Annotated in this window: 25 protein-coding genes and 2 riboswitches; of the genes, 10 read left to right on the top strand and 15 right to left on the bottom strand. The window is 38.6% G+C overall.

Annotated elements, in window-relative coordinates; all coding sequences use genetic code 11:
- Positions 1–35: 35 nt before the first annotated feature.
- The 11 genes from QMG11_RS10590 to QMG11_RS10540 form a co-directional block, all read right to left on the bottom strand.
- Positions 36–605 (bottom strand): hypothetical protein, encoded by a 570-nt coding sequence (locus tag QMG11_RS10590; RefSeq protein ID WP_281835842.1) that lies wholly within the window; start codon positions 603–605, stop codon positions 36–38.
- A gap of 208 nt (positions 606–813) precedes the next feature.
- On the bottom strand, positions 814–2175 hold the full coding sequence (locus QMG11_RS10585; protein WP_281835841.1) for a pectate lyase-fold domain-containing protein: 1362 nt from the start codon (positions 2173–2175) through the stop codon (positions 814–816).
- A 566-nt stretch (positions 2176–2741) separates the two neighbouring features.
- Positions 2742–4472: a pectate lyase-fold domain-containing protein gene (locus QMG11_RS10580; protein WP_281835840.1), complete on the bottom strand. Its 1731-nt coding sequence runs from the start codon at positions 4470–4472 to the stop codon at positions 2742–2744.
- Between the two features lie 334 nt (positions 4473–4806).
- Positions 4807–6255, bottom strand: a complete 1449-nt coding sequence (locus QMG11_RS10575; RefSeq protein WP_281835838.1) for an autotransporter outer membrane beta-barrel domain-containing protein — start codon at positions 6253–6255, stop codon at positions 4807–4809.
- Between the two features lie 211 nt (positions 6256–6466).
- Complete coding sequence (locus QMG11_RS10570) at positions 6467–6730, bottom strand: hypothetical protein (RefSeq protein ID WP_281835837.1); 264 nt, start codon at positions 6728–6730, stop codon at positions 6467–6469.
- Between the two features lie 609 nt (positions 6731–7339).
- A complete protein-coding gene (locus tag QMG11_RS10565) occupies positions 7340–8260 on the bottom strand; it encodes a mechanosensitive ion channel family protein (protein WP_281835836.1) in 921 nt (306 codons plus the stop codon).
- Between the two features lie 130 nt (positions 8261–8390).
- Positions 8391–8861 (bottom strand): hypothetical protein, encoded by a 471-nt coding sequence (locus QMG11_RS10560; protein ID WP_281835834.1) that lies wholly within the window; start codon positions 8859–8861, stop codon positions 8391–8393.
- Between the two features lie 105 nt (positions 8862–8966).
- The gene (locus tag QMG11_RS10555; protein ID WP_281835832.1) at positions 8967–9443 is read right to left on the bottom strand and encodes a hypothetical protein; all 477 of its coding nucleotides are present in this window, start codon (positions 9441–9443) and stop codon (positions 8967–8969) included.
- A gap of 241 nt (positions 9444–9684) precedes the next feature.
- On the bottom strand, positions 9685–9906 hold the full coding sequence (locus tag QMG11_RS10550; protein ID WP_281835830.1) for a hypothetical protein: 222 nt from the start codon (positions 9904–9906) through the stop codon (positions 9685–9687).
- 30 nt (positions 9907–9936) lie between these two features.
- Positions 9937–10293, bottom strand: coding sequence for a cation efflux transmembrane domain-containing protein (locus tag QMG11_RS10545; protein WP_281835828.1), 357 nt, complete (start codon positions 10291–10293; stop codon positions 9937–9939).
- Between the two features lie 84 nt (positions 10294–10377).
- Positions 10378–10767: a hypothetical protein gene (locus QMG11_RS10540; protein WP_281835827.1), complete on the bottom strand. Its 390-nt coding sequence runs from the start codon at positions 10765–10767 to the stop codon at positions 10378–10380.
- Between the two features lie 528 nt (positions 10768–11295).
- On the opposite strand from QMG11_RS10540, the gene QMG11_RS10535 reads away from it, so the two are divergent.
- Positions 11296–11940 (top strand): YiaD family glycine zipper/OmpA-like lipoprotein, encoded by a 645-nt coding sequence (locus QMG11_RS10535; protein WP_281835825.1) that lies wholly within the window; start codon positions 11296–11298, stop codon positions 11938–11940.
- A gap of 322 nt (positions 11941–12262) precedes the next feature.
- A complete protein-coding gene (locus QMG11_RS10530) occupies positions 12263–13012 on the top strand; it encodes a metallophosphoesterase family protein (protein WP_281835824.1) in 750 nt (249 codons plus the stop codon).
- 58 nt (positions 13013–13070) lie between these two features.
- On the opposite strand, the gene QMG11_RS10525 is transcribed toward QMG11_RS10530, so the two are convergent.
- Positions 13071–15530 (bottom strand): transglycosylase domain-containing protein, encoded by a 2460-nt coding sequence (locus QMG11_RS10525; RefSeq protein ID WP_281835823.1) that lies wholly within the window; start codon positions 15528–15530, stop codon positions 13071–13073.
- Positions 15531–15789: 259 nt separating this feature from the next.
- Here QMG11_RS10525 and QMG11_RS10520 point away from each other — a divergent pair, with 259 nt between their 5' ends.
- Positions 15790–16128, top strand: a complete 339-nt coding sequence (locus QMG11_RS10520) for an Mth938-like domain-containing protein (RefSeq protein WP_281835822.1) — start codon at positions 15790–15792, stop codon at positions 16126–16128.
- A gap of 400 nt (positions 16129–16528) precedes the next feature.
- Positions 16529–17590 (top strand): ornithine racemase Orr, encoded by a 1062-nt coding sequence (orr, locus tag QMG11_RS10515; RefSeq protein ID WP_281835821.1) that lies wholly within the window; start codon positions 16529–16531, stop codon positions 17588–17590.
- A 44-nt stretch (positions 17591–17634) separates the two neighbouring features.
- Here orr and QMG11_RS10510 read toward each other — a convergent pair whose 3' ends face one another.
- Positions 17635–18090 carry a hypothetical protein gene (locus QMG11_RS10510; protein ID WP_281835808.1) on the bottom strand — a complete coding sequence of 152 codons (456 nt, stop codon included), beginning with the start codon at positions 18088–18090 and terminating at the stop codon, positions 17635–17637.
- Between the two features lie 539 nt (positions 18091–18629).
- Positions 18630–18715: riboswitch (cyclic di-GMP riboswitch) on the top strand.
- A gap of 66 nt (positions 18716–18781) precedes the next feature.
- Between QMG11_RS10510 and QMG11_RS10505 the strand changes: the two genes are divergently transcribed.
- From QMG11_RS10505 to QMG11_RS10480, 6 genes are all read left to right on the top strand, one after another.
- Positions 18782–19060 carry a hypothetical protein gene (locus QMG11_RS10505; RefSeq protein ID WP_281835806.1) on the top strand — a complete coding sequence of 93 codons (279 nt, stop codon included), beginning with the start codon at positions 18782–18784 and terminating at the stop codon, positions 19058–19060.
- A gap of 78 nt (positions 19061–19138) precedes the next feature.
- Entirely contained in the window at positions 19139–19339 is a 201-nt protein-coding gene (locus QMG11_RS10500) for a hypothetical protein (RefSeq protein WP_281835804.1), read from the top strand.
- 51 nt (positions 19340–19390) lie between these two features.
- A riboswitch (cyclic di-GMP riboswitch) is annotated at positions 19391–19476 on the top strand.
- A gap of 107 nt (positions 19477–19583) precedes the next feature.
- Complete coding sequence (locus QMG11_RS10495) at positions 19584–20921, top strand: Wzz/FepE/Etk N-terminal domain-containing protein (RefSeq protein WP_281835803.1); 1338 nt, start codon at positions 19584–19586, stop codon at positions 20919–20921.
- Positions 20922–21009: 88 nt separating this feature from the next.
- Positions 21010–21390, top strand: a complete 381-nt coding sequence (locus tag QMG11_RS10490; RefSeq protein WP_281835802.1) for a helix-turn-helix domain-containing protein — start codon at positions 21010–21012, stop codon at positions 21388–21390.
- Position 21391: 1 nt separating this feature from the next.
- Positions 21392–21661, top strand: a complete 270-nt coding sequence (locus QMG11_RS10485) for an HU family DNA-binding protein (RefSeq protein ID WP_281835801.1) — start codon at positions 21392–21394, stop codon at positions 21659–21661.
- Between the two features lie 308 nt (positions 21662–21969).
- On the top strand, positions 21970–22368 hold the full coding sequence (locus QMG11_RS10480; RefSeq protein WP_281835799.1) for a hypothetical protein: 399 nt from the start codon (positions 21970–21972) through the stop codon (positions 22366–22368).
- Between the two features lie 210 nt (positions 22369–22578).
- Here QMG11_RS10480 and QMG11_RS10475 read toward each other — a convergent pair whose 3' ends face one another.
- Together QMG11_RS10475 and QMG11_RS10470 are read right to left on the bottom strand one after the other, a co-directional pair.
- Entirely contained in the window at positions 22579–23664 is a 1086-nt protein-coding gene (locus QMG11_RS10475) for a hypothetical protein (RefSeq protein ID WP_281835797.1), read from the bottom strand.
- 101 nt (positions 23665–23765) lie between these two features.
- Positions 23766–23915, bottom strand: a complete 150-nt coding sequence (locus tag QMG11_RS10470) for a hypothetical protein (RefSeq protein ID WP_281835795.1) — start codon at positions 23913–23915, stop codon at positions 23766–23768.
- Between the last annotated feature and the right edge of the window lie 11 nt (positions 23916–23926).

The following is a 23926-nucleotide window of genomic DNA, read 5'->3' as shown; positions in this document are numbered from 1 at the left end:
GATAGCATAAGGGAATATTCAAGGCCCCTGAGAGGTCAACTCCTTGAAAGCTTTCTGCTCACCTCTACTACCCTTTCAAAGGATGAAGCATAGGCGATATTTCTATTTCTGGCTCTCCCCCTGTGCTTAACTATCCTATAGTTGGAGTAGGTGTTTATTTTTATGGAGAGATCCTCCTCCTGGATGATCTTAAGGAGAGAGATCAGCTCCTCCTCGTTGAGGTAGAAGGAGGTTGTAGATCCACCTGTAGAAGTCGTTATAACCACAGGTTTTTCCAACTTTACGTAATTCCCTCTCCTCCTCGACCTTATAAGGATAGACTTTACCTTGTCCTTAGTTTTAAAGGTGATAAATCCAGAGGAGTCCTCTGGAGTATAGATAATATTAGCCCTTTCAGGCGTAGAGAAGAAGCCCCCTCCCTCCTCCAGCTCAAATGTTTCCCCATAGGAGTAGGTGGTTCTTGCTTCTGAGGAGGTTTTAATCGGTATCTCTTTTTGTAGGTCTTCCCTGCCTCTACCCTCCACCGGTGATATCCTGTTGCATCCTGTAAAAAAAATAGCGCCCATAAATACCAATAAAACTTTCTTAAATATCTTTCTCTTCATGATTTCCTCCTGCTCTTTTATTTAAGTAGATTCTAGCACTGGAGGAAATTTTTTATTGTGCCACATGACATGAAAAAAGCCGGGATATCCCGGCTTTTAATCTGCTAGATAAAATCTTTCAACTACATTACCACAGAATTCATTGTTAGAAATGTTTATAAGCTTTTAACTATCATTAAAGCTTTGAAACCTCCAGTTGAATTTCTTCTTAATCACCAAATATTATTTTACCTTTATTGATCATTTTAGCTCCGTCTCCTATAACCATGCCTCTGTTACCTTTATTGTCTTCCCCGTTAAATCCTGGTGTTGTTACCCAATCCTCCTGATTATTCTCACTAGGAGTTACCATAGAGCCAGACAAATAAATTTTACCACGATTTTCTATTGTGGAGCCTGCACCTTTAGCAACCATTCCGATACCATCATGACCATTTAAATTAATGGTGCCATTCTTTTCATTTATGGCAGTAGCACCACTAACTGCATACATAGCTGTACCATCTTTATGTCCTTCATTTATATCTATCGTTCCTTCATTTATGATAATACCACCATACGATGCCTTCATAACTATGTAATTATCCCCTCTGGTATCCAACCTACCTCTATTTATTGTTTCCGCTCCTTCTCCCATGGCAGCCATTCTATAGTATCCTTCATTCTTAATTGCTCCATAGTTAATTGCAGTAGCAGTAGCATCACCATATGAATATTGGCCTATATAAGCGCCCATTCCATAATTTCCTTTATTCTCGATAGTACCATGATTAGTAATTATAGTTGTAGCAGTAGCATTGCCACCACCATATGTTCCTGCCCCTGCATACATCCCATAATCTCCGTAATTTTTTATAGTGCCGTAGTTAGCAGATGTAGTTGTAGCAGTAGCATGACCATCATCATGTGCCTCTGCGCTAGCCCATGCAAACATTCCATAACGTCCGTAATTTTTTATAGTGCCGTAGTTAGCAGATGTAGTTGTAGCAGTAGCATGACCATAGTCACGTGCTTCTGTGTATGTTTCAACACCCAATCCAAAATCCCCTTTATTCTTTATAGTGCCGTGGTTAGTAGCCGTAGTTGTAGCGGTAGTATGTCCACCATTATATGCCTCTGCGTTTGTCTCAACACCCATTCCAAAGTGTCCTCTATTCACGATAGTCCCATGATTAGTAATTATAGTTGTAGCGGTAGCATGACCAAGGTCATATGCCTCTGCATCCGCTTCTGCGTACATTCCATATTGTCCTCTATTTGTGATAGTCCCATGGTTAATAGCCATACTTATATTCTTAAGGCGGTCCTCTTCTGCTGCCGTGGTTTCTGCATATGCTACCATTCCAAAATCACCATAATATCTGATAACTCCTAATTTTAAATTTATAACTTTATCTCCATTTTCCGCTAACATTCGCTCATAGATGGTTTCATCATTCACTGTTGTTTTAGCATGTACCTCCGTATACATACCTGCACTCACTATCAAAGCTACTATCATTCCGTAGGTAATTAAGAATTTATCTTTAAAAACCAGTTTTAAATATTTTTTTAATTTATTAAACTCCACAATAAACCTCCCTTCTTAAAATTTGAATAAATTAAATAGAGATAAGGTTCAAATGTTGTATACCATGTTAATATCACTATATTTTAAGGGGTAGCGAAATATATTATCGTCGAAGTATCCGGCCTCCAGTATTTCCCTTAGCTTTCTGCTTTCAACAACTCCCTCGTTGAACTTATTCCTGGTAAGGATAAAAAAATATTCGTTGGTTGGGATATTGGTACCTATCTAGGTATTGTATACAGGAGACTCAGAGATCACAAGGCCTTTAAACTTTAAAGCGGTAAATATTGTATGGGCATCTATACTGTCTGAGTGGTCGTTCTCTCCGAAATCTCCCGATACATACAATCTTCCAGTTACATCATTATAGGGCTCAAAACTAGGAGAGGTGATGGTTCCGCCCTTGGCACCTATAAATTTCCCGCTGCCATTAAAAACATCGAAATCTAAAGTATCAGCTAACGGAACCTTTCGAAAATATTAGAACAATAATTAGAAAAATAATGTTCGTCTATTTACTATCATCACCTGCCTCTCCTTAGAGCTAAATCCAGCTTAACTCCTTGTTAATCACTAAATACTATCTTACCCTTATTGATCATCTTGGCTCCACTTTCTATCTTCATGCCTATGTTGCCCCTACTATCTTTTCCCATGAAGGTATCTCCAGTTATTCCGTCGGTATGTCCAACTGGTTCACCTTCATTTACCTGAGTTCCGGATAAATTAATTGTACCGTGATTTTCTATTGTAGCTAGTGGTCCAATAGCATGCATTCCGATACCATTTTTACCATTTAAATTAATGGTACCTTTATTTACAGCCTTAGCGCCGCTTTCTACATACATGGCTACACCGTAGTCATGGTCTACATCGATTATTCCATTATTGGTGATAGTACCATCATAAGTTCCCATCATAACTGTATAACCCTTAAATCCGGTATCCAAAGTACCACAGTTTTCAGCTTCCGCTCCAACTCCTTGGGCATGCATTCTGTAGTTTCCACCGTTTTCTATTGTTCCTTCTGTCTCATTTATTGCCGTACCATAAAGATATGCGAGCATTCCGTAATCTCCACCATTCTTGACAATGCTATAGTTATTAGCCACACCATAATTAGTTGCTTTCATTCCAGTATTTCCTGTATTCATGACAGTGCCATAGTTATTAGCCGTACCATTATACGTGTCCATTCCATAAGCTTCACCATTCTTGATGATGCCATAATTATTAGCCGTACTATAAGGACCTGCGTACATTCCATACCATCCGTTATTCTTGACGGTTCCATAGTTATTAACTGTACTATAATAAGTTGCTCCCATTCCAGTATTTCCAGTATTTATGACAGTATCATAGTTATTAGCCGTACTATAATAAGTTGCTCCCATTCCATAATAATCTCCACTATTTTTGATAGTGCCATAGTTATTAGCCGTACTATAATAAGTTGCTCTCATTCCATAATCTCCACCATTCTTGACGGTTCCATAGTTATCAGCCGTACTATGAGAATATGCGTACATTCCATAATCTCCATCATTTTTGATAATCCCATAGTTATTAATTGTACTAGGGAGAGGAGGATCATAAAGACCATCTGCGTACATTCCATACCATCCGTTATTCATGATGGTGCCGTAGTTAGTAGCTGTACTATTATATATTGCAGTTATTCCAAAGTCTCCATTATTTTTTACAGTCCCGTAGTTATCAGCCATACTATGAGAATATGCGTGTATTCCATACCATCCGTTATTCATGATAGTCCCGTAGTTATTAGCCGTACTATAAGAATATGCGTCCATTCCATACACGCCGTTATTTATGATAGTCCCATAGTTATTGGCTGTACTATAATAAGTTGCTCTCATTCCAGTATTTCCAGTATTCATGACAGTATCATAGTTATCAACTATACTATTATTCGTTGCATCCATTCCAAAGTCTCCATCATTTTCTACATTCCCGTAGTTATTAGCCGTACTATAAGAATATGCGTACATTCCATACATGCCGTCATTTATGACATTACCATTGTTTATTATTTCTGCTCCATCCTCTGCTTTCATTCCATAATCTCCAATAAAATCGACAGTTCCGTTGTTTATCGCTGTATTTCCAGTTCCGGTTACAATTATTGGAGAATCACTGCTATCATATACTGTCGTGTCGGCATACACTTGTGTATACATACCTGCCACCAGTATCAGAGCCATTATCATTCCATGGGTGATTGAGATCTTACCTTTAAAAGCCTGTTTAACATATTTTTTTAATTCATCAAACTTCACAAAAAACCTCCCTTCTTAAATCTAAAACAATAAAAAGAACACCAAAAATTCGGACCTCCTTTTCACTTAAAACATCGGAATCATCCTCCTTCTTAAGATTTGAGCGAATTAAATAGGGATAAGGCTCAAATGTTGTCTACCATGTCAATATCACTATATTTTAAGGAATAGCAAAAAGTATAGAGATCTTTCTAGGACTCTTTCATTTGTTTTGCTATAAGGAAACTTAATTGCTCTTATATTTTCCAAATAAAAAGAGCGACATTAATAAGCCACCCTTTGTAGGTCATATTCTATTATTCCCTGCTTTGAAAGCAAGGGACACTCTTCTATATCAAAAGATATAGGAGAGCTCCAGCTCAAACTCAAATGTAAACCGGTCTTGATTTTCATAGAGGCTCCAGTTTTCAACCAGGGAAAAACTTAAACCATTTAAGCTTTTCAAGCCCTGCTTAAGTGAAAGTTCAAGGTGATAGGAGTTTTGATCATACTTTTCTATGCTTCCCTCCTTGGGGCTCACTGTATTTAATTTAATGTCTAAATCCTCATAGGGATCTCCTACCTCTATGTAATTCATGACGTCAGCCTCTATATTTAATTTGGTCCTATGGGTTATATTGAAGACCCTTCCCACACTGAAACCAACTCCAGGTTTTACAGAGAGGGTGTTTATCTCGTCTATTTCCAGACCGTAGTCTCCGTCCTCCTCGATCTCTCCTTGATGCAACCCTATGAGATTAAGTTCTATCCTGGGAGTTACCTCCGACCTGCCGAGTTCAAACTTTTTGTAGACGGAGTTATTTAATCCTAAAAAAAAGTTGGTTAGATGAGAGTCACTTCTAAAATCACCCAGCGAACTGAAGTTGTATCTGTAGATATCGGTATCCGATCCGCCGGCAGACAGCATGGATGAAAAGATTGCTGAATCGGTATCGTAAACCATATGTAACCTACCTATATAGAAAAAATCATCTCTGGATCCCTCATAGTCATCCATATCTGTAGTAGAATCTATAAAGGTGCACATAGTTCCTATCTTCAAATCGGAGTTAACCTTGGTTTCCGCTCCAAAGGATATAACACTACTTTTGGTTTCATAGCCGTTAAAGTTATCTGCGCTGTCAACCTTAACGCGGTGATACTTATAGTCGGCCAGTGCTTTTACGTTTCCTGCAAGGAGATATTCATCTATCGTCGACACGGTATCCATTACCGAAGCGTTGGCATCGGTTATTATTTCCAGGGTCTGCTTAGTTACCAGAGGATAGAAGTTTACACCGAAGGTTTCATCTATTGCTGAATTCAAATCCTCCCTTGAGTAGAAGTTCTTTATACCGTTATAAAACCTATCCTTTAATGGGTTGTTGTCATCGAAGTATCCGGCTTCCAATATTTCTCCCAGTTCCCTGTTTTTAATGATTCCCTCATTGAATTTATTCCTAGTCAGGACAAAATAATATTCATTGGTTGAGAGATCGCTGCCTATCTCGGCATTGTATACAGGAGATTCAGAGCTCACAATGCCGCTAAACTTTAAGGCGGTAAATATTGTATGGGTTTCTATACTATCTGAATAGTCGTTCTCCCCAAAATCTCCTGATACATAAACTCTTCCAGTTACATCGTCATAGGGATCATTATCAGGAGAAGTGATGGTTCCGCCCTTGGCATTTATAAATTTTCCACTGCCGTTGAAGAGGTCGAAATCTAAAGTAGCAGCTAATAGAACTTTTCCAAATATCATGAAAAAAATGAGAAAAACTGATAGCTCTTTAGTCCTCATGGTGGTTCACCTCCCCTTAAAATCTAAATGGGAGCCTGGTCCTTCATTGGTCAGCTGCCACGAATGTTAATTATTTATTTTTGGTTTCATTAATTGATCCGAATATTATCTGCCCTTTGTTGAACATTCTGGCTCCGTTTTTTATCTTCATACCTATGTTGCCCCTGTTGTCCTTTCCGTTAAGTATCGCTTTCTTTATTGCAATTTTCCCTTAGGTGTCATAATCGGTTTTTACTTCCCTTCCGGAAAGATAAATGGTTCTTTTATTTTCTATTGTGGAACCATCTCCTTCAGTATACATTCCTACACTTCTGTTGTAGTTTAGATTGATCGTTCTGGCAACTTCATTTACTGCGATAGCTCCTCCATCCACGCACATATCTACACAATTCTTATGGTTTACATCTATTGCACCCTCGTTAGTTATAGTAGCATTTGATCCGGTCCCTGCTATGACCCTGTAACTATTCTCCAAAGAGGTTTCATCAAACCCTGTATCCAAAGTATCTTTGTTTATTGCTCTTCCTTATATAGCTGACATTCTATAATTTCCAATGTTTTCTATGGTTCCATAGTTATAAACTGTACCTTTATAAGCTGCAAACATTCCGTAATCTCCATCATTTCTTAAAGCTATAACAATAAAAAGAACAATAAAACTTTATATAACCTTATAACTTAAAACACCGGAATCATCCTCCTTTCTTGAAGTTGAATGATGAAAAAATCTAAAAATACTAAAATAAACGGACTTTCCTTATTTATATTATGCAATAAGTTCACTTTTATAATCTTTTTAGCTGCAACAAAATATTCATAAAACCATTATTTTGGTGAATCAAACTTTATTAAAGTTGCAGTGAATATTTTTTGTGAAAATTCCAAGATATAACTTAAATAAAGAATTAGGAAAGGACATTGAGAATTTATTTTGATGTTTTACTGCAATAAATCATAATTTTAATCTGAAAAAATGGAGAACAATCCCCTATTTTTACAAAAAAAGAGTGGCTTTTAATGCCACTCCTTTACAAATCCTATCTTATTATTATTTTCGCTATTGAAAGTGATATAACACTCAATTCTAATCAGTATTGGCCTCCTCCTTTATTATATGTATATCTCTCTGTGGGAATGGAATAGAGATCCCCTCCCTGTCGAAGCTCTCCTTGGCCAGTTCAATGGAGTCGTAGTAAACATCCCAGTATTCATCCTTCTTACACCACACCCTGTAAAGGATATTTACAGAGGAATCAGCCAGGGTCTTCACCCTTATGGTCTTCTCTATATTCTGGATAACCTTCTCCTGGGAGATAGCCACATCCTCCAATATCTTTATGGCTTTTCTAAAGTCATCCTTGTAGCTGATACCAAAGATGATCTCCACCCTTCTTACCTTGTTCTTGGTGTAGTTGGTGATGTCATTGGCAACTAGGATACCATTGGGAACTATAATCCTCTTATTGTCGATGGTGTTTAGCTCAGTGGAAAATACGGTAATCCCCTGCACCTCTCCGCTCTTACCTATGATCTCTATAAAATCACCTGTTTTATAGGGCTTGAAGAAGAGAAGGATAAGTCCTCCAGCAAAGTTTGAGAGGGTATCCTTCATGGCAAAACCAATACCCACACCGGCAGCACCAAATACTGCAGCAAGGGATGACTGCTGAGCTCCCAGGGTCAGGAGAACCACTATAAACAGAGTTAGATAGAGAACTATGTTTATAACAGACCTCAGAAAGATATGGATATCTGTCTCCATAGCAGCCCGTTTATCCAGCCTGTCAAAGGTCTTAAGGAAAAATTTTATAATCCTCTGGCCTATCTTAAAGATTATATAGGCCACAAGGAGCCTGAATATAACTGTAAGGGCGATCTTTAAGATGTTTTCCAGGAACTTCTCATCAGTAAACCCCATTATGAAACGATAGATAAAACTCTTCTGTCCCACACTTTCAGCCACATTTTCCACAGTGGCAGCCACACTTTCTACACTTTCCTTCATAGATAACCTCCCCATCCAATATTATCTTCTAGAAATAAAATACAAGATTTCAGGGAGTTTTCCTCCACTTGGATAAATAAAAAAGGCCACATCCCTTTAAAGTAAAGGTATATGGCCATAGATTTTAAACCTACTGCACTGAAGAAGCTCCTTCAGCAGTTGAGATAAGATTTTTGAAGTTACCTGCAAACTTTGTAAAGGTATCCTCATTGGAGGTCATCAGAAGAAGCATAGAAGCACCGATAAAAGCCTTGGAACTCATATACTTAATCTCCTTCTCATTCTCAAGGGAAATATCCTTATCCTTAATTCTGTTGAACCCCTCCTTGATAACCAGGGAAAGCTCATCTGAAAGGATCATTACATTGGAATAAAAATCCTCATAGTCCTTTATAAGTCTTTCAGAGTTTCCAGTTTCTAAAGTTTCATTGAGTTTTGAGAGGGATTTCTGAAAGATTGGGGAATCTTGAGAAAGGTTGGTAAAGGATGATATGAGATGTTTGTTGTTAACCATGGGATCAAAAGCTTCCTTAATAAGTACATTCATAGAGGGATCCTCTATAACGGTGGAAATAGTCTTAAATATATTTGCTTCGCTCATTTCTTCACTCCTCATAATAATTTATTGTTCACATTTATTATACAACTTTTGATCAATATTTACATCCTTTTTTTAATATAATTGAAGGAGATCCATCCTAGAAAACTAGGAGGGATCTCCTTCGGTCAGCTGAAGGCTCTCTAAGATGGTAGTTTCAAATGGTTTTAGAGATTTGGAAAGCACCTCTTCATTGGAGGTGATCATAAGAAGCATGGAGTTCCCTACAAAAACCCTCGAGCTTACAAACTGTACCTCATCCTTGACCCTTACAGGCATCTCAACCTCCTTCAGCTGATCTGCCTCCTTCTTTATTGTGAGAGCCAGCTCATCTGAGATGATCATTACATTGTTATAGAAGTTTTTATATTCCTTGGCAAACTCACATGCAGGGTACTCATCCAATATCTTTATCAGGGTAGAAAGAGAGCTCTGAAAGATCGGTGACTCCTTTGAAAGGCTGGTTATACTAGAAATCAGAGGAGTACTGCTGAGAATAGGAATAAATCTTCTCTCCAGCTCCTCCCTTGTATCGGGGTCTCTCATTATGGTAGACAGAGTTTCAAGTAATTTTGTATAAATCATTTCTTCTCTCCTTATTAAATTTCTTCTACTATAAAGATTATACACAAATTATAAAAAAAATGCATAGCTTTCCTTTAAAAAATCAGGAGTTTTCCCAGAATAAATTTCAATTTAAGGGGAAAATAAAAAGGAGCGTAACGCTCCACCCCCTCTAATCCTGTACAATGGAATTTTATGACAATAATAGTTTAGTTTACCCTTTTCTCAATAAAAAAAGCTGAGGTAACCTCAGCTTAAAAGTTTATGAGTAATACTTACTTCCAGTGAATATAACATGGCTTCTAACAAGGACTATCCTCTGAAATGCCTTGAAGACCCTGTCTCTGATATCATCCTCCTCCACTCCCACTGAAATGAGAGGCTTTAAAAGGGTATATACGTGGTGGGGTCTTCCCACCCTGATTATCTTAAGATCTATAAGGCGATATTTTTCAAGGTTAACAGCAATTTTCAAGTGAGCCATTGCTTCCTCCTCAAACCCTCTTCCAATGGATCAACCCAGAAGCTCCTCAAGACTTCCCTTAAAGAGTTTTATAGGCTCCTTTATCATAAGAATAGAGAGGGGAATTACCACAATGGAATCTGCAATGGGTATAATAATCTCCAGAAAGGTTCCCTTTAAAAAGATAACCCCCACCAGGGCTACCCCTGCTCCAAGGCTTATCATGCAGTCCACCATTGCAGCAGACTCCTCAGCCTTTAACAGTTCACTACTCCTATTTGTTTTCAGGTAGTTTTTCCTGTGTATCCTTGAGAAGATAAAGCAGAGGGATACATTGATAATGGTGTAGATGAGGATTACTCCCTGCTTAAATGAGTTTTCTTCAATCCTTAGGATCTCCATCTTCATTCCCCGCCTTTACCTTATGTAATATATCTAGTCTTCTCTTTACTCCAGAATCCTTAAAAACCTCTATTGACAGATAAGATTTCTTTAAACCCCTGACATATCAAATGTTTTATCTATCTTCCTGCTTCTCTTATTTATAAAGCTGATACCGTCAAAATCTATTTCAGAAAAGTTCTTTGGTACAGTAAGCTTCACAATTGCACTTTGGTTGGTGCAGTCTGTAGTAGTAAGTACCTTTAGATCCTGTACATCGATAATTTTATCTCCAATGGTAAGTCTGATATCGTGATCCATTCCCGGGGCACTGTCCTCCATATATTTGATGTCGAACTCAAAGACATACTCATTTTTAAAGGGTCTCTCAATAGATATTGGATTTACCTTGTACTTTCCCAGGTCTGCTGCTTCCCATCTCTCTCCAGCCAGGGCTGAAATGGACATAAGTAAAAAAACTGTTGCTATTATCTTCTTCATAATTAAATCTCCTTAAAAAATCTTTGTTTAAATTGATAGTTTTAACTGTTGACTGAATTTCTCTAAAATTTTGTCCTTAAAAGTTTCTTAATAAGGTGTTTTTAAGATTTCTATTGAGATTTATCTGGATTTCTCCATCTGTTAAAATCTCAATATACCTTCAATCAAAAAGGATCAAAAATAGCATGGTATTTCTTTTTGAACCTTTAACAAGTAAAAATATACCCTGAAATAGTGAATAGAACCACGCCAGATGTCGTGCCTTCAATAGGGAAGGTCCTCTAATTACTGACACAGAGAATTGTATATTTTAGAAAAAATTGTCTATAGTTGCTATAAAGTTTTGAAGAGCGTTTGAAGTGTACTGAAAGGCATCATGATGGGAGGAAAGAGTTAGAGAATAGAGTTTTTTAAGAAGGATAAAAAAGTTTTGAAAAGAGTACATTTTTTACATCACAAAAACCTCACACTAATCCAATATAATGTATCTAACTTAAGAGGAATTTAAGAAAGACGAGGTGAAGATAATTGAAGAAGAAGATATCACTTTTATTATTAGGAGTATTAATAGTAGGAGGATGTAAGAGTATAGATCCATATACAGGAGAGGAGCAGTTCAGTAACAGCAGTAAGTATGCCCTAGGGGGAGCCCTGGCTGGAGCTGCTACAGGTCAGCTGGCTGGAAAGGACACAGAGTCTACCCTGACAGGAGTAGCTGTAGGTGCCTTAGCTGGAGCGGGACTTGGTTACTACTTTGACAGACAGGAGACAGCGTTAAGAGCTGAGCTACAAAGAACTGGTGTTTCCCTAAAGAGAAACGGAAATAAGCTGGAACTGGTTATGCCAGGAAACCTTACGTTTAAGTCTAGCAGTTCAGATATAAACAGCAACTTCTATGAGGTACTGGATTCTGTGGCAAAGGTTCTGAAGGAATACGATGAAACAAGTGTATTCGTCTCAGGGCACACAGATAACACAGGAAAGGATTCATACAATATGACCCTTTCCAAGGATAGAGCTGACAGTGTAGCAAAGTATCTGAAGTCTAGAGGAGTACAGGGGAGTAGATTAACTACAGAAGGATTTGGATCTAAGTATCCACTAACTACTAACTCAACTTCCCAGGGAAGAGAGAACAACAGAAGAGTAGAGATAGAGATAATTGCAAGATAGGCAATTTATGTAATTAAGGACTGGAGATAACTCCAGTCCCTTTTTATTTTTAAGGAAAGTAGAGATAGATTATTGTAATACTAAAGGCCATTGCATATAATTAGAAGGGGGATAGCGTTTTTTATTAAGGAGAGTCTAGAGTATAAGAAATTTACATGAAGTAATTAGTGTTAAAAATGATTATCAGGATGTAACATTACGTTGCTTTTATTGAATTTTTCTTTGAGGAAACCTGAGATGAGGGTAGAATTATTAGTAGTGGAGGGAAATCCTTCCATGATTTTATTAACTTGAATCAAATTTTCATAAAGGAGAGGTCAGAATGGAGAGAGTTGCGATTATTTCAGACATCCATGGAAACATTCCGGCTTTGGAGGCCGTATTGGAGGATATAGAGAGAAGGGGAATCCCAAGGATATTCTGTCTGGGGGATCTTGCTGGAAAGGGACCCAACTCAGCCCAGGCAGTGGATACAATCAGGGAGAGGTGTGAGATGGTGATAAAGGGGAACTGGGATCACTTCCTTGCTGAGACAATGGGTGAGGAGAAGTTTGCCTGGTATCAGGAGCAGTTGGGACCTAAAAGACTGGAGTACTTGAAGAACCTGCCCCTATATACCGAGTTTTATATGAGTGGTAAGCTTATTCGTCTCTGTCATGCTTCCCCCAACGATCTCTTTCATAGGGTATACCTCCACACTGAAACGGAGGAGAGGATGAAGCTCTTTAGGGGAACAAAATCTCTGGATAGGGAGGCAGATGTAGTGGGATATGGAGATATCCACGGAGCTCACATAGACAACTTTAACAATAAGACCCTCTTTAATGTGGGAAGTGTGGGAAATCCCCTGGAGATCCCCCAGGCATCCTATGCAATACTAGAGGGAAACTACGGCTCCATGGAGGAGAATCCCCTTTCAATATCCCTTATAAGGGTTCCCTATGATGTAGAACTGGCTGTAAGCCATGCTGAGATGACGGATATGCCCCATAAGAGGGAGTATATCCTAGAGCTGAGAACAGCTAAGTATAGGGGACGGAGAAAGAAGGAGAAGGGCTACTCCCATAAGTAGTATATTTCAAAAAGATCCACAGTCTGTATAAGGTTTGCACAGACTGTGGATCTTTATTTTAATGTTTATTTTTTATCTGAAGGCTATCCTTTTCTTCAGAGAGAGAAGGTGTTCCCTCTTTTGCTTCTATATCTTCACCTTCAGAATTTTCCTGGGAAGAGACCTCTTCTGTGCTTTGAGCTTCAGAGTTTATCTCTGAAGAGACTTCCTCCACCACTACCTGGGTATCTGAAGTGTCTATTATCTTGTCAGCCTGCTCCTCTACCTCTTTCTGAACTTGGGTCTCAGTTTCATGATTTACTGTTTCCTCTGATAGATCCTCCAGACCTTTGGCAACATTTTCATCGTTATTCATCCCAACAGGGAGCCCCTCTGTAGTTTGTGAATTTTCCACCTTAATTTTAGAGTCTACAGGTTCTGGAGTGAGGGGATCCTCCCAGCTTCTTCTTCCTGAAAAGCTAGGCTCCTTCTCCTCTCCGCTGAAGAACCCTTTGAATCTGAGGAAACGGCTAGGTCTTTTCTCCTGTGGTTCCTGTCCCTTTTTAAAGAGACCAGTTCTTCTGGAACCAGTGGTGGGTTCCCCTGCAAGACCAGTTCTGGAATCTATATCTACCAGGACAAGGTCTCCCTTTCTTATGTGTTCCTCCATAAACTCAAACCTTCCAGGCTTATAGATCCCTTTATTGATAAGTCTCTGATAGTAGTTTCTCCAAAGAGGAGCTGCCAGGGAACCACCAGTGTAGCCTGGGGACATAGAGGAGTTGTCATCATAACCCACATAGAGGGTGGTAACATATTCAGGAGTAATCCCTGCATACCATGCCGATCTGAAATCATTTGTAGTTCCTGTTTTTCCCCCCTGTTCTATAGGGGATCCGTCTCTTCCTACCACTCTAGCTCTTCTACCGGAACCATTGGCAACTACATCCTTCATCATATGTACAATGAGGGAGACATCTGTACTCTCAAAGACCCTTCTCCTCTTAACCTGCCTCTCATAGAGGATCTGTCCATCTCTGTTGAGAATCTTGGTTATGAATATAGGTTCCACCTCAAATCCTCCATTGGAAAATGGAAGGTAGGCAGTTGCAAGTTCCTGAGGGGTTGTAGTCATAGTTCCAAGGGCTGCAGTAAGATCCCTTGGGATCTCCATCTCTGCTCCTGTTTTTTCAACATTTTTAATAACGCTGTTTATACCAACCTCCTTGAGGAGCTTGATGGCTATAATATTTATGGATTTTTCCATGGCCTCCAGAAGGGTTATATCCCCAACAAAGTTCTTACCGTAGTTTTGGGGCCTCCATCTTCCAAAGGTTAATTCAGAATCCTCCCTTACTGCATTCATGGGGATTCCCTCTTCAAGGGCTGTAAAGTATACAAAGGGCTTAAATGCTGATCCAGGCTGCCTCAAAGCTCTTGTGGCTCTGTTGAAGTTTCCACCCTTAAAGTTTTTTCCCCCTACAATACTCTTTACATATCCATTGGAGGAATCGATTGTTATAAGAGCCCCCTGAAGATTGGGATTATTCTTCAAGGGCTGATAGTTATTGAAGGTTTCCAGAGCTGCCCTCTGCATATCCAGGTCCAAAGAGGTATATACCTGAAGCCCCTCCTCATATATCTGGTTCTCATCAAATAGTTCAAAGAGCTTTCTCTCAATTATATCTGTAAAGTCTGGTGATTTTAGATGGTTTCTGCTGTTTCTAGCCAGAATAACTGAAGAATTCTTACTCTCTTTAAGATCTTTAGGAGTCTCTCCCTGATTAAAGAAGCTATGCTTTAGAGCTTCATCATAATCCTTCTCACCTATAAGTCCCTGCTTCCTCATCTGCAGAAGTACCAGGTGGGATCTCCTTACTGCATTTTCCAGGTTTCTTCTGGGATTGTAGTAGGATGGCCTGTTTGGAATTCCAGCCAGCAATGCTGCTTCTGGAAGGCTTAGCTCAGACACCTTTTTTCCGAAGAAGGACTGGGAAGCTGTTTCTATTCCGTAGAAACCTGAACCAAAGTAGATCTCATTCATGTATTTTTTCAGGATCTCCTCCTTGCTGTACCTTTTTTCGATCTCCAGGGCTATGAGGGCCTCCTTGACCTTTCTCATAAGCTTCTTTTCATTGCTGAGAAAGGCGTTCTTAGCCAGCTGCTGGGTAATGGTACTTCCCCCCTGGGCAAACCTTCCCTTGGAGAGGTTCACCAGGGTAGCCTTTCCCAGCCTTATGGGATCCAGGCCGGGATGTCTATAGAACCTTCTATCCTCAATAGCCACAAAGGCATCCTTAACATGCTGGGGGATCTCGTCCATATCCACCTCTTCCCGCATCTCCCTTGAGATAAGATCAACTACCCTTCCCTCGGAATCATAGATAGTTGTGGGAAGGGACGGGGCATAGGATTCCACCAGTTTTTCCACATCTGGCAGGCTTCTTAAAGCCCCTACAACCATGGCTAGAATAAACAGGGAAACAGCCACTGCTGCTCCTGCTCCCCCTATAAGGGAAAACTTTAATAACTTTTTCATCAATTGCACCTCTTCATACTAAAAATACTGCTTTAATTAACATTTGTTACAAAAAAATAACACCAATAGAATATTTTATAATTTTATTGAGAAAAAGTCAACTTAATCATATACGTTGTATATAGTTCAATTTTGTTGTCCTGTGTAGCTAATAGGATAGAGTATGGGGCTTCCTATAAAAATAGAAGGAGGTGGGAGGAGAGTTTAGAATAGTTATATCAGAGGACTCAAAGTAACTGTAAAGGGAGGGGTGTATAGGATGAAAATAGAGAAGTATGCCTTTGGAAGGATGACTGTGTCGGGGAGTACCTTTACTTCAGATGTTGTAATATTTCCAGAAAGGATAAGGTCTCCATGGTGGAGGGAAGAGGGACACCTACTGCAGCTTAAGGATATAGAGGATATACTGGAGTACAGGCCTGAGGCCCTGGTCATTGGAACTGGCTACTATGGACAGATGAGGGTGGATCCAGAGGTGATAGAAAAACTGAGGGATCTGAATATAGATTATTATATACAGGATAGCAGGAAGGGGATGGATATATACAATAGTCTGGATACAGAGAGAAAGGTGGGGGCCTTCCACCTCACATGTTGATAAGGGAATAAAAATATAACTTTTCGTATTCCTACTATTATGGGGTAAACTAGAACTAAGTTATTTTTTATTTAATGATCAATCTACTTAAGGGTAATTTGAGATAATTAAGGGTGGTTTTCTAAAAGCAGGAGGGGAGCACAGGTGGCAGGTTTAATTAAAAGTTCAAGGAGAATCGAGGTAGACAATGTCTTGGAGTACGGTCACCTCAATGGGAATTTTTTTGGAGGATATATTTGAGGGAAACCTTGTCTGATATGCTCCAGGAGGGATGGTATCCTTGGTGGCGAAACTTTCGCAGTTGATTTTTAGAGATTGAACTTTATATTAAATAGATACTATCTATCCAGGAGCAGTGGCCCTATTTTACCTGCTTTATAGTTGCTCTGGAGGATAAAGGATGACCTACCCGAAGTTAGTAATAGATTTAAAAAAAATTGAGAGAAATACCCGTGAGATGGTGAGAAGGTGCCAGGAAAGGGGAGTAGAGGTAGCCGGCGTCACAAAAATGGTTTGTGGCAATGAAACTATAGGAATGACTCTTGTAGAGGCTGGAGTTGAAATCTTAGCTGATTCAAGAATTGAAAATCTTGAAAGGATGTCCAAGATCCCAGTTCCCAAGATGCTTATCAGGATTCCAATGGCCAGTCAGGCTGAAAAAATAGTTAAATTTTCAGATATCTCCCTGGTTTCTGAGCCGTCCACAATAAGAGTATTGGCAGAGGAGGCCCTTAGACAAAATAAGATCTATGATATTATTCTAATGGTAGATCTAGGAGATCTGAGGGAAGGAATATTTTACAGAAAGGAGATATTTGAAACCGTTGAAGAAATAGTAAGTCTCCGTGGGGTTAGACTCCTTGGAATCGGAAGCAACCTTACATGTTATGGAGGTGTGTTTCCCACAAGGGAAAATTTAAGCAGATTAATAGAGGTTAAATCTGCACTGGAGGAGAGGTTTGCTCTATCCTTAAAGGTTGTCTCTGGAGGGAATTCAGGATCTCTTACCTTATTTGAAGACACTTCCTTTCCAGTAGGGATCAACCAGCTGAGGCTGGGAGCCTCCCTGCTAATGGGAATAGGTTTAGATGATAAACCCATCAGGGGCCTTGACACCGATATATTCAGGCTGGAAGCTGAAATTGTGGAGATCAGAATGAAGCCTTCCATTCCTATAGGAAGGAGAGGGCTGGACTCCTTTGGAGAAAGGCCAGTTTTTGTAGACAGAGGGGTTAGAAGGCGTGCTATATGTGCTTTGGGAAAGCAAGATGTTTCGCTTGACCATTTAACTCCTATGGACAGTGATATTATTATACTAGGTGGAAGCAGTGATCACCTCATTTTGGATATAACAGATTCCTCTGAGGAATATTTTGTTAATGGCAGGATAGAGTTTACCCTAACCTATGGAGGATGCCTAGCTGCCATGGCTTCAGAGTATATAAATAAAGTCTTTCTATAAAATAACTTTAGATATTTTCAGCCGGCTTAATTAGCCGGCTGTCTTTATTTACTTACCTTTTCAGTGAACTCATTAAAGTTATCTGCTATAACGATGATTATTCGGCCATCGGCCTCTATATGTTTTGCTCTGCAATTTTCAAAGGTTATATGGATGATAACTTTTTCCTTGGTATTATTGAAGGAAGGTTTTATCTCCCTCTTAATCTTTAAGATCTCTCCCTCCTCTACAACAGGAGGTCTCAAAATATCTGGCAGCTGCTCCTCTGAAATTTCATAGAAGTATGCTCTTATTCTTTTCACTCTCTCCAGATATCTGTATAGCTGATTCATGTGTTCAGCTCCTATAAGGTAGGTACCCTCATACTCCCTCCCATAGTCTGTGAGGAGTTCAGCTACCCTTTGAAACTCCAAAGCGGTGTGAACCCATACCTTATTTAAAATGTCCCTTCTGGGGATCTCGCTTCCTGCCTCTATAATTTTATCTACTACTTCTCTCATCTCTCTACCGCCTTCCCTCATACTCATAAATATTATACAGTATCCTCTAACATTATTGAAAGCCCCTTCTTAAGAGTAGATTAAATTAGTTAAGGAAGTGCTGGAGTAAGATTGGAGTATCTTAATAGGCACATCGGTATAGGAGATAAAACAACATTTAGATATGTGATAAATTTATATCTTAAAAATAAACTAAAAACATCTTTTCTTCACTTTACACTTTTTAAGTAAAATTTAATTTTATTATTTTTAATGAATATATCCTTACTTCAGTGATTAAAAAATAATATTTATATTATGAATGTATCATATTTTTAGGAGGGGATGTAAGGGTTTCGTATTCATAAGTTTTGTTTATTATTAAAAAACCATTGAACTAATTTTTTTTTTCTAGTATATTGAAAATATTAGCTATTCCTTCTACGATTAAGAAAGGTAGAAGGAATGGGTTTTAAAGGGGGAATTGAAGGTATAAATCGTATTTTACTTTGAGTATCTATTCCATAGTAAGGTGGTTCAGCGGTAGAATAAATAAAATATTCTGAAAAAGGCAAAATAATGGAAACATTGTGACGCAAAGCTAGAGGGTCTAAGTCCAGAAAGGATATGACAGCCAGTTACCGGCTTTTTTAGAGGAGATTATCGTTTATAAGCTCTTTTTTTGTTTGTCTTTTTATATAGGGGAGAGATTATGGTATTGATGTTACTATTGAGTATTCCTATTGTTTTTATAGGAGTGAAGTTACAGTGCAAAAAAAAGAGTGTGGAACCAGATACCATTGGGAGTAAGGGTATAGCCAAGGAAAGACTCCTGAAGGATAAGTTACTAAAGGGTGAGTATCTGGTAGCGATATCAAAGAAAAGATACCATAGAGTTGGCTGTCGCTATGCTGAGAGTGATGGGGATCTTTACTCCGTTGCCACAGCCAAGAAGAGAAGGTTAGTAGCATGTAAGGTTTGTCGGCCTTAGGGGAGAAGAAGCTATACCAGAGTTACAGAGAGTATGAAGTTTAGTAAAAGGTCCAATGATTTTCTGTGGAGGGAGAGAATGAGTAGGGAAGAGATTATTGAAGAAATTTTTAAGAGATTTAAACTGGACTCAAAGGCAATCAAAAAGATGGAGGAGTATGAATATAAGTTGATATATAGAGTTTTTTCGGAAGTACCTCCTGAAGACATAGATAAGGCCATTGAAGCTTATAAGAAAAATGAGTTTAAGATAAGAGTTATAAGAACTACCTATCACTAGGGGAGCTCGAAGGGAGGGTGTCCAAGAAGAAATCTATAAAATTAAATAGAATTCTGAAAAAGGCAAAATGATGGAAACATTGTGACGCAAAGCTAGAGGGTCTAAGTCCAGAAAGGATATGACAGCCAGTTGCCAAACTTTTTTAGAGGAAACGATGATCAAGGTAGTGTTGACTCTTTTTTTTTATGCAAATTTTTAGACATTTATAAGAGCAGATATATTCAGTTGAAGGAAGTGAAGTAGAGTGGTAGAAGTTGCTAAGAATAACGAGATAATAGGAATGACCAATGAAGAGATAGACCTTATCGATCTCTTTAAAATCTTAATAAGGAATAAAGTGTTAATTGTGGGGATAGCAGTCCTGGTGTTTATAGTATCGTGTGTAGGGGCTGTTGTAGTGGATAGGAGCAGCAAAAGTGCAAGGGCTATCATAGGATATAACTATGATGGTATCTCAGCAGGCAAGAGTCCCGATGGGAGTGCCTTTTCCAGTTCAGAGATAGTAGACTCTATAATTTTAAACAGGGTCTATAGAAGATACCCAATCTTAAAGAGGGAGGGATTTACAACCAAAGATATCGTAGCAGGTGTAGAGATAACTGGGATCACTCCAAATGATATTTCGAAGGTAGCAGAGGTAAGCCTCAAGAGGGGTGAGAAATTCATGTACACTCCTTCAGATTATGTGGTGACACTAAAATTGACTGGCGACAATGAACTGGATAGAAACATCTTAAATACACTGTTAACTGAGTATACAGACTACTTTGCCTTTAAATATAACAACAACACCGTGTTTCCCAAGATGGAGCTGGACAAACTTGGTGGATATGACTATGTAGACAGGGTAGCTATAGTAAGAGAGAGTGTGATTCAAATAATGAGAAGTGCTCAGGGACTTAGTGGAAGGGGGTTTATCTCAAAGCAGATCGGCTATAGTTATGAGGATATAGCCAGGTTTTTAAAGAGTGTAGAGGAGATTGACTTGGGAAATGTGTCTTCTAGAATAGCTATAGAAAATGTAACTAACGACCCCTTTGGAAGGGAGCTGGTACTAAAAAACCAGATAAGGGAATTGGAGCTGGAAAGAAAAAGATTAATGGGAACCTCTGAAGTTCTTGAAAGGATGCTAAAAGAGTATAAGCCAGAGGGCACCCAGGTCCTACTACCTTCCCTGGGAGAGGGGCTAAAAATTTCCACCGAAGAGGACTACTATACAGATCTTTTAGATAGATACAGGGAAGCTAATACAAAGATTATGGAGATAAATGTAGATATAAAGGAGAGGGAGAGAGTCCTTTCCGAGATAAGGGCAGTATCGGATGCAGCCCTTGATACTGTAAGAAAAAATATAGAGGAAACAATCAACAAACTAAACAATATAATAGATGATGTCAATATAATGAATCTTGAATACACCAATCAATACTATTCAGATCAGATAAGGGTTATATCTCCTGCAGAGACGGTAGGAGGATCCAAATCAAAATTTATTGTTGTTATGGGACTGGTCATGGGATTAATTCTGGGAAGTATGGCTGCCTTTTTGAGGGAGTTCTGGAAGCACTTAAAGGAGAAGTAAGGCTGGATACACAGTTTTTGTACTATCTTGGGTATGAGTTTTTAGATTTTATAAACTATTAGAAAATATATTGCAGGAGGAAAGAGTAGTGATCTTTAAAATTAGTAAAACCTTCACCAAGCTTAGGTTGATCTACAATCAATGTAGCCCCCACATAACATTTAGCGAAGTAATGATTTTACATGCCATGAATGAGGGGTGTGCAACAGTTATGGAATTGAAGGAGGCTCTATTAAAGGATAGATCATATATAATAAGAAGTCTTTCAACTTTAAAAAGAAAGGGTGCTGTAAGGGAAGTAATGGGCAATAAACCTAGAGTGTATATAGTTGATGACTTAGGCAGGAGAGCCTTGAAGCTTCTGGAAAGTATCGATAGTAGCTTAATGGTTGAAAAAAATATAACTATCGATCAGCTAGTAGCTAAGATAGAGAATCATAGTATAGAGAAAAAATATATGGAGGTTTAGTGTGACTAAGAGGGAATTTATGGAAAGGTACTTTGAAAAGGGGAAGTTTAAATATAAATCTGAGGCAGAGAGAGTCTTAAATGATATATTAGACCTCTTTGGGGACTCCCTGCATTTGGATAGAGAGGTTAACTTTATAGGATGGGGAAAGTTTTATGTTGTGGAAAGAGCAGCAAGAGAGGCTAAAAACCCTAAGACAGGAGAGACTATAGAGGTAGCCCCTAAAAAAGTTGTTAAATTTAAAGTAGGTAAAAGCCTTAGTAATCTATAAAATTATTTTGTCGTAATGGAGCTTTAGAGCTCCATTTTATTTTTCCTGTTAACTTTAATTATTAGATATTCATATGAAAAATAAATATATTTCTCTAATAAAATTCTAGTGATAACTTATTTTGTTGTTTTTGTTGCTTTTAAAATTACGATATATTGAAGGCTTTATCAGTGTTTTCTGTTTTTGAATTTAAAAGGTTTTAAAAGGGATTTGTTGAATGCTAGAATAACAAAATTAAATTATAAAAGGCCCTTGATTCTTATTAAAAATAAACATATAATCATAATACTTAGTTTAGGGGGTGTGCCATGAAAATGATAGTTCAATTAAACTGTGAGGACCCAAAGGATTTCTCCAGGGAACTGAGAGAGATCGCTGAGAGGATAGATAGTCAAAATTTATCTGGGGAGAAATCTCAAGAGGATTGTAGTTATTACTTTACCACAATAGACGATACTATAGATAAGAGGAAGTTTATAGTATATTCCGGCGACGGGTACAGCTTGAGTCCAAATATGAAGGATATAGCTCACCCAAAAGGAGCAAATAACTCCCAAGTACTGGGGCTTATATACACCTCAAGTATGGAGAGGGCATTCTACGAATTTATAGACAGTGATGAGGGACACAACTACCTTTCCAAGGGTTTTAAGAACTTTGTAATAAGGGAAACTATAGGGGAACCAAGATATGAAAGCATAGACTAAAAAAGATGCCTCTTAAAAGGGGGTTCTTTTTTATATATAAATATTCATTTGGAAATGCTATTCCTATAAACAGAAAAATAAAAATGATATAATAAAAAGCAACGTGACGTTGCATCCTAATAATCAGTTGGAATACTAATTACTTCATGAAAATTTTTAATAAATTCTATACTTTCCTTAACAATAAAAAAGATCCGGGAAACCGGACCTTTAATCTCCAAACAATATGTCCATGAACTTGAAGGCCACCCACATAAAGGCACTCCAAACCTTATATCTGATCCCCTTACTGTCCTTTCCCTCCTCCTGGGATCCCTCTATTATCTCCTTCTCCTCAGGAAGCTGTTCTCTCACTAGTTTTTTCTCTGAGAGTTTTACCCTGTAAAGGTCTCCTTGTTCTGTGGTGATAATAAGGTGTTCATCATCCTCAAAGTCTACCGCTTCATACTTCTTCCCTGTTTCCCTTACATCCCACTTAAGGGGAATATAGAAGATCCTTTCCTTAAAGAAATTTTCTCCAGGCTTATCCCTCTCAAATATCCAGATCCCCTTATAGGTAAGCATGGCAAGAGTTCTTTCATCTAGAGATACCGCTGCCCCAGTCACTGCATCGGCAAGCTCAGCTACCCATACATTCCCCAGGAACTTGAATTCATCTATGTAATCAAATACATTTATCCTGTCGGTCTTAATATCACCCTCCTCAAGTCTGTACATCTTTGTCTTTCCAAAGTTCTTTGTGAGGAGGTAGATGCTGCTGTCAGCATAGAAGAGAGCCTCTATATCATACTTTTCATCGTAGGGAAACTTAAACTGTATAGTCTCAATCTCCGATTTAGGGATGGTTTTAAAGATAGGGTTCCTCTCCATAAACCTGTAGAGGACATAGATATTTCTAAAGAGGTAGTTGCCCCCTGTATCCCCGATTATAATATTTCCACTGTAGTCCATGGTTATATCACCCCAGTCCAGGTTGCTGGCCCCCTCTAGTTCAACCTTCCTGGTTCTTCTCTTTCCCTCCTCAAAATCATAGAGGTAGAAAGCAAAAAGGTAGTTCCTCTGCTCTCCGTATAGACCACTCCCATCTGGATGGGTCCAGTAGATATCGTCATACTTCTTACCACGGACTATCCCTGAAGACTCCCTTATCCCCAAGTTATAGAAGTTACCCAGATACTGGTGCTCTGCCTTGGAGTGATCCTTTACAACCCACCGCATCTGAATAAAAATAAAGATAAAAGCAAAAATACCTGTTACTACAACTCCCAAAACTCCCAACAATATCTTCTTAAACATAGCTGTCCTCCTAAATGCTGTCCCCTATTAACTTCTTCTCGCCTTTAAACCCTACAATATAAAAAGCTCTGAGGAGAAACTCAGAGCCTTGATGACAGCAATCACTCCTCTTCAAATTCAGCGTATGTACAGATTAAAAGCCCTTCCTCATCAAAACCAAAGCAGTAATCGCAGTCTAAGCAGGCTCCGCTATTAACAGTTGAATTATCTCCTCTAGGGCACACTGAGTCATTTAACCGAAGTTTATCCATAGTATCCTCCC

The sequence above is a fragment of the Propionigenium maris DSM 9537 genome (assembly GCF_027925155.1).
Classification (GTDB): Bacteria; Fusobacteriota; Fusobacteriia; order Fusobacteriales; family Fusobacteriaceae; genus Propionigenium; species Propionigenium maris.
This window is presented reverse-complemented; position numbering and strand designations above follow the sequence as displayed.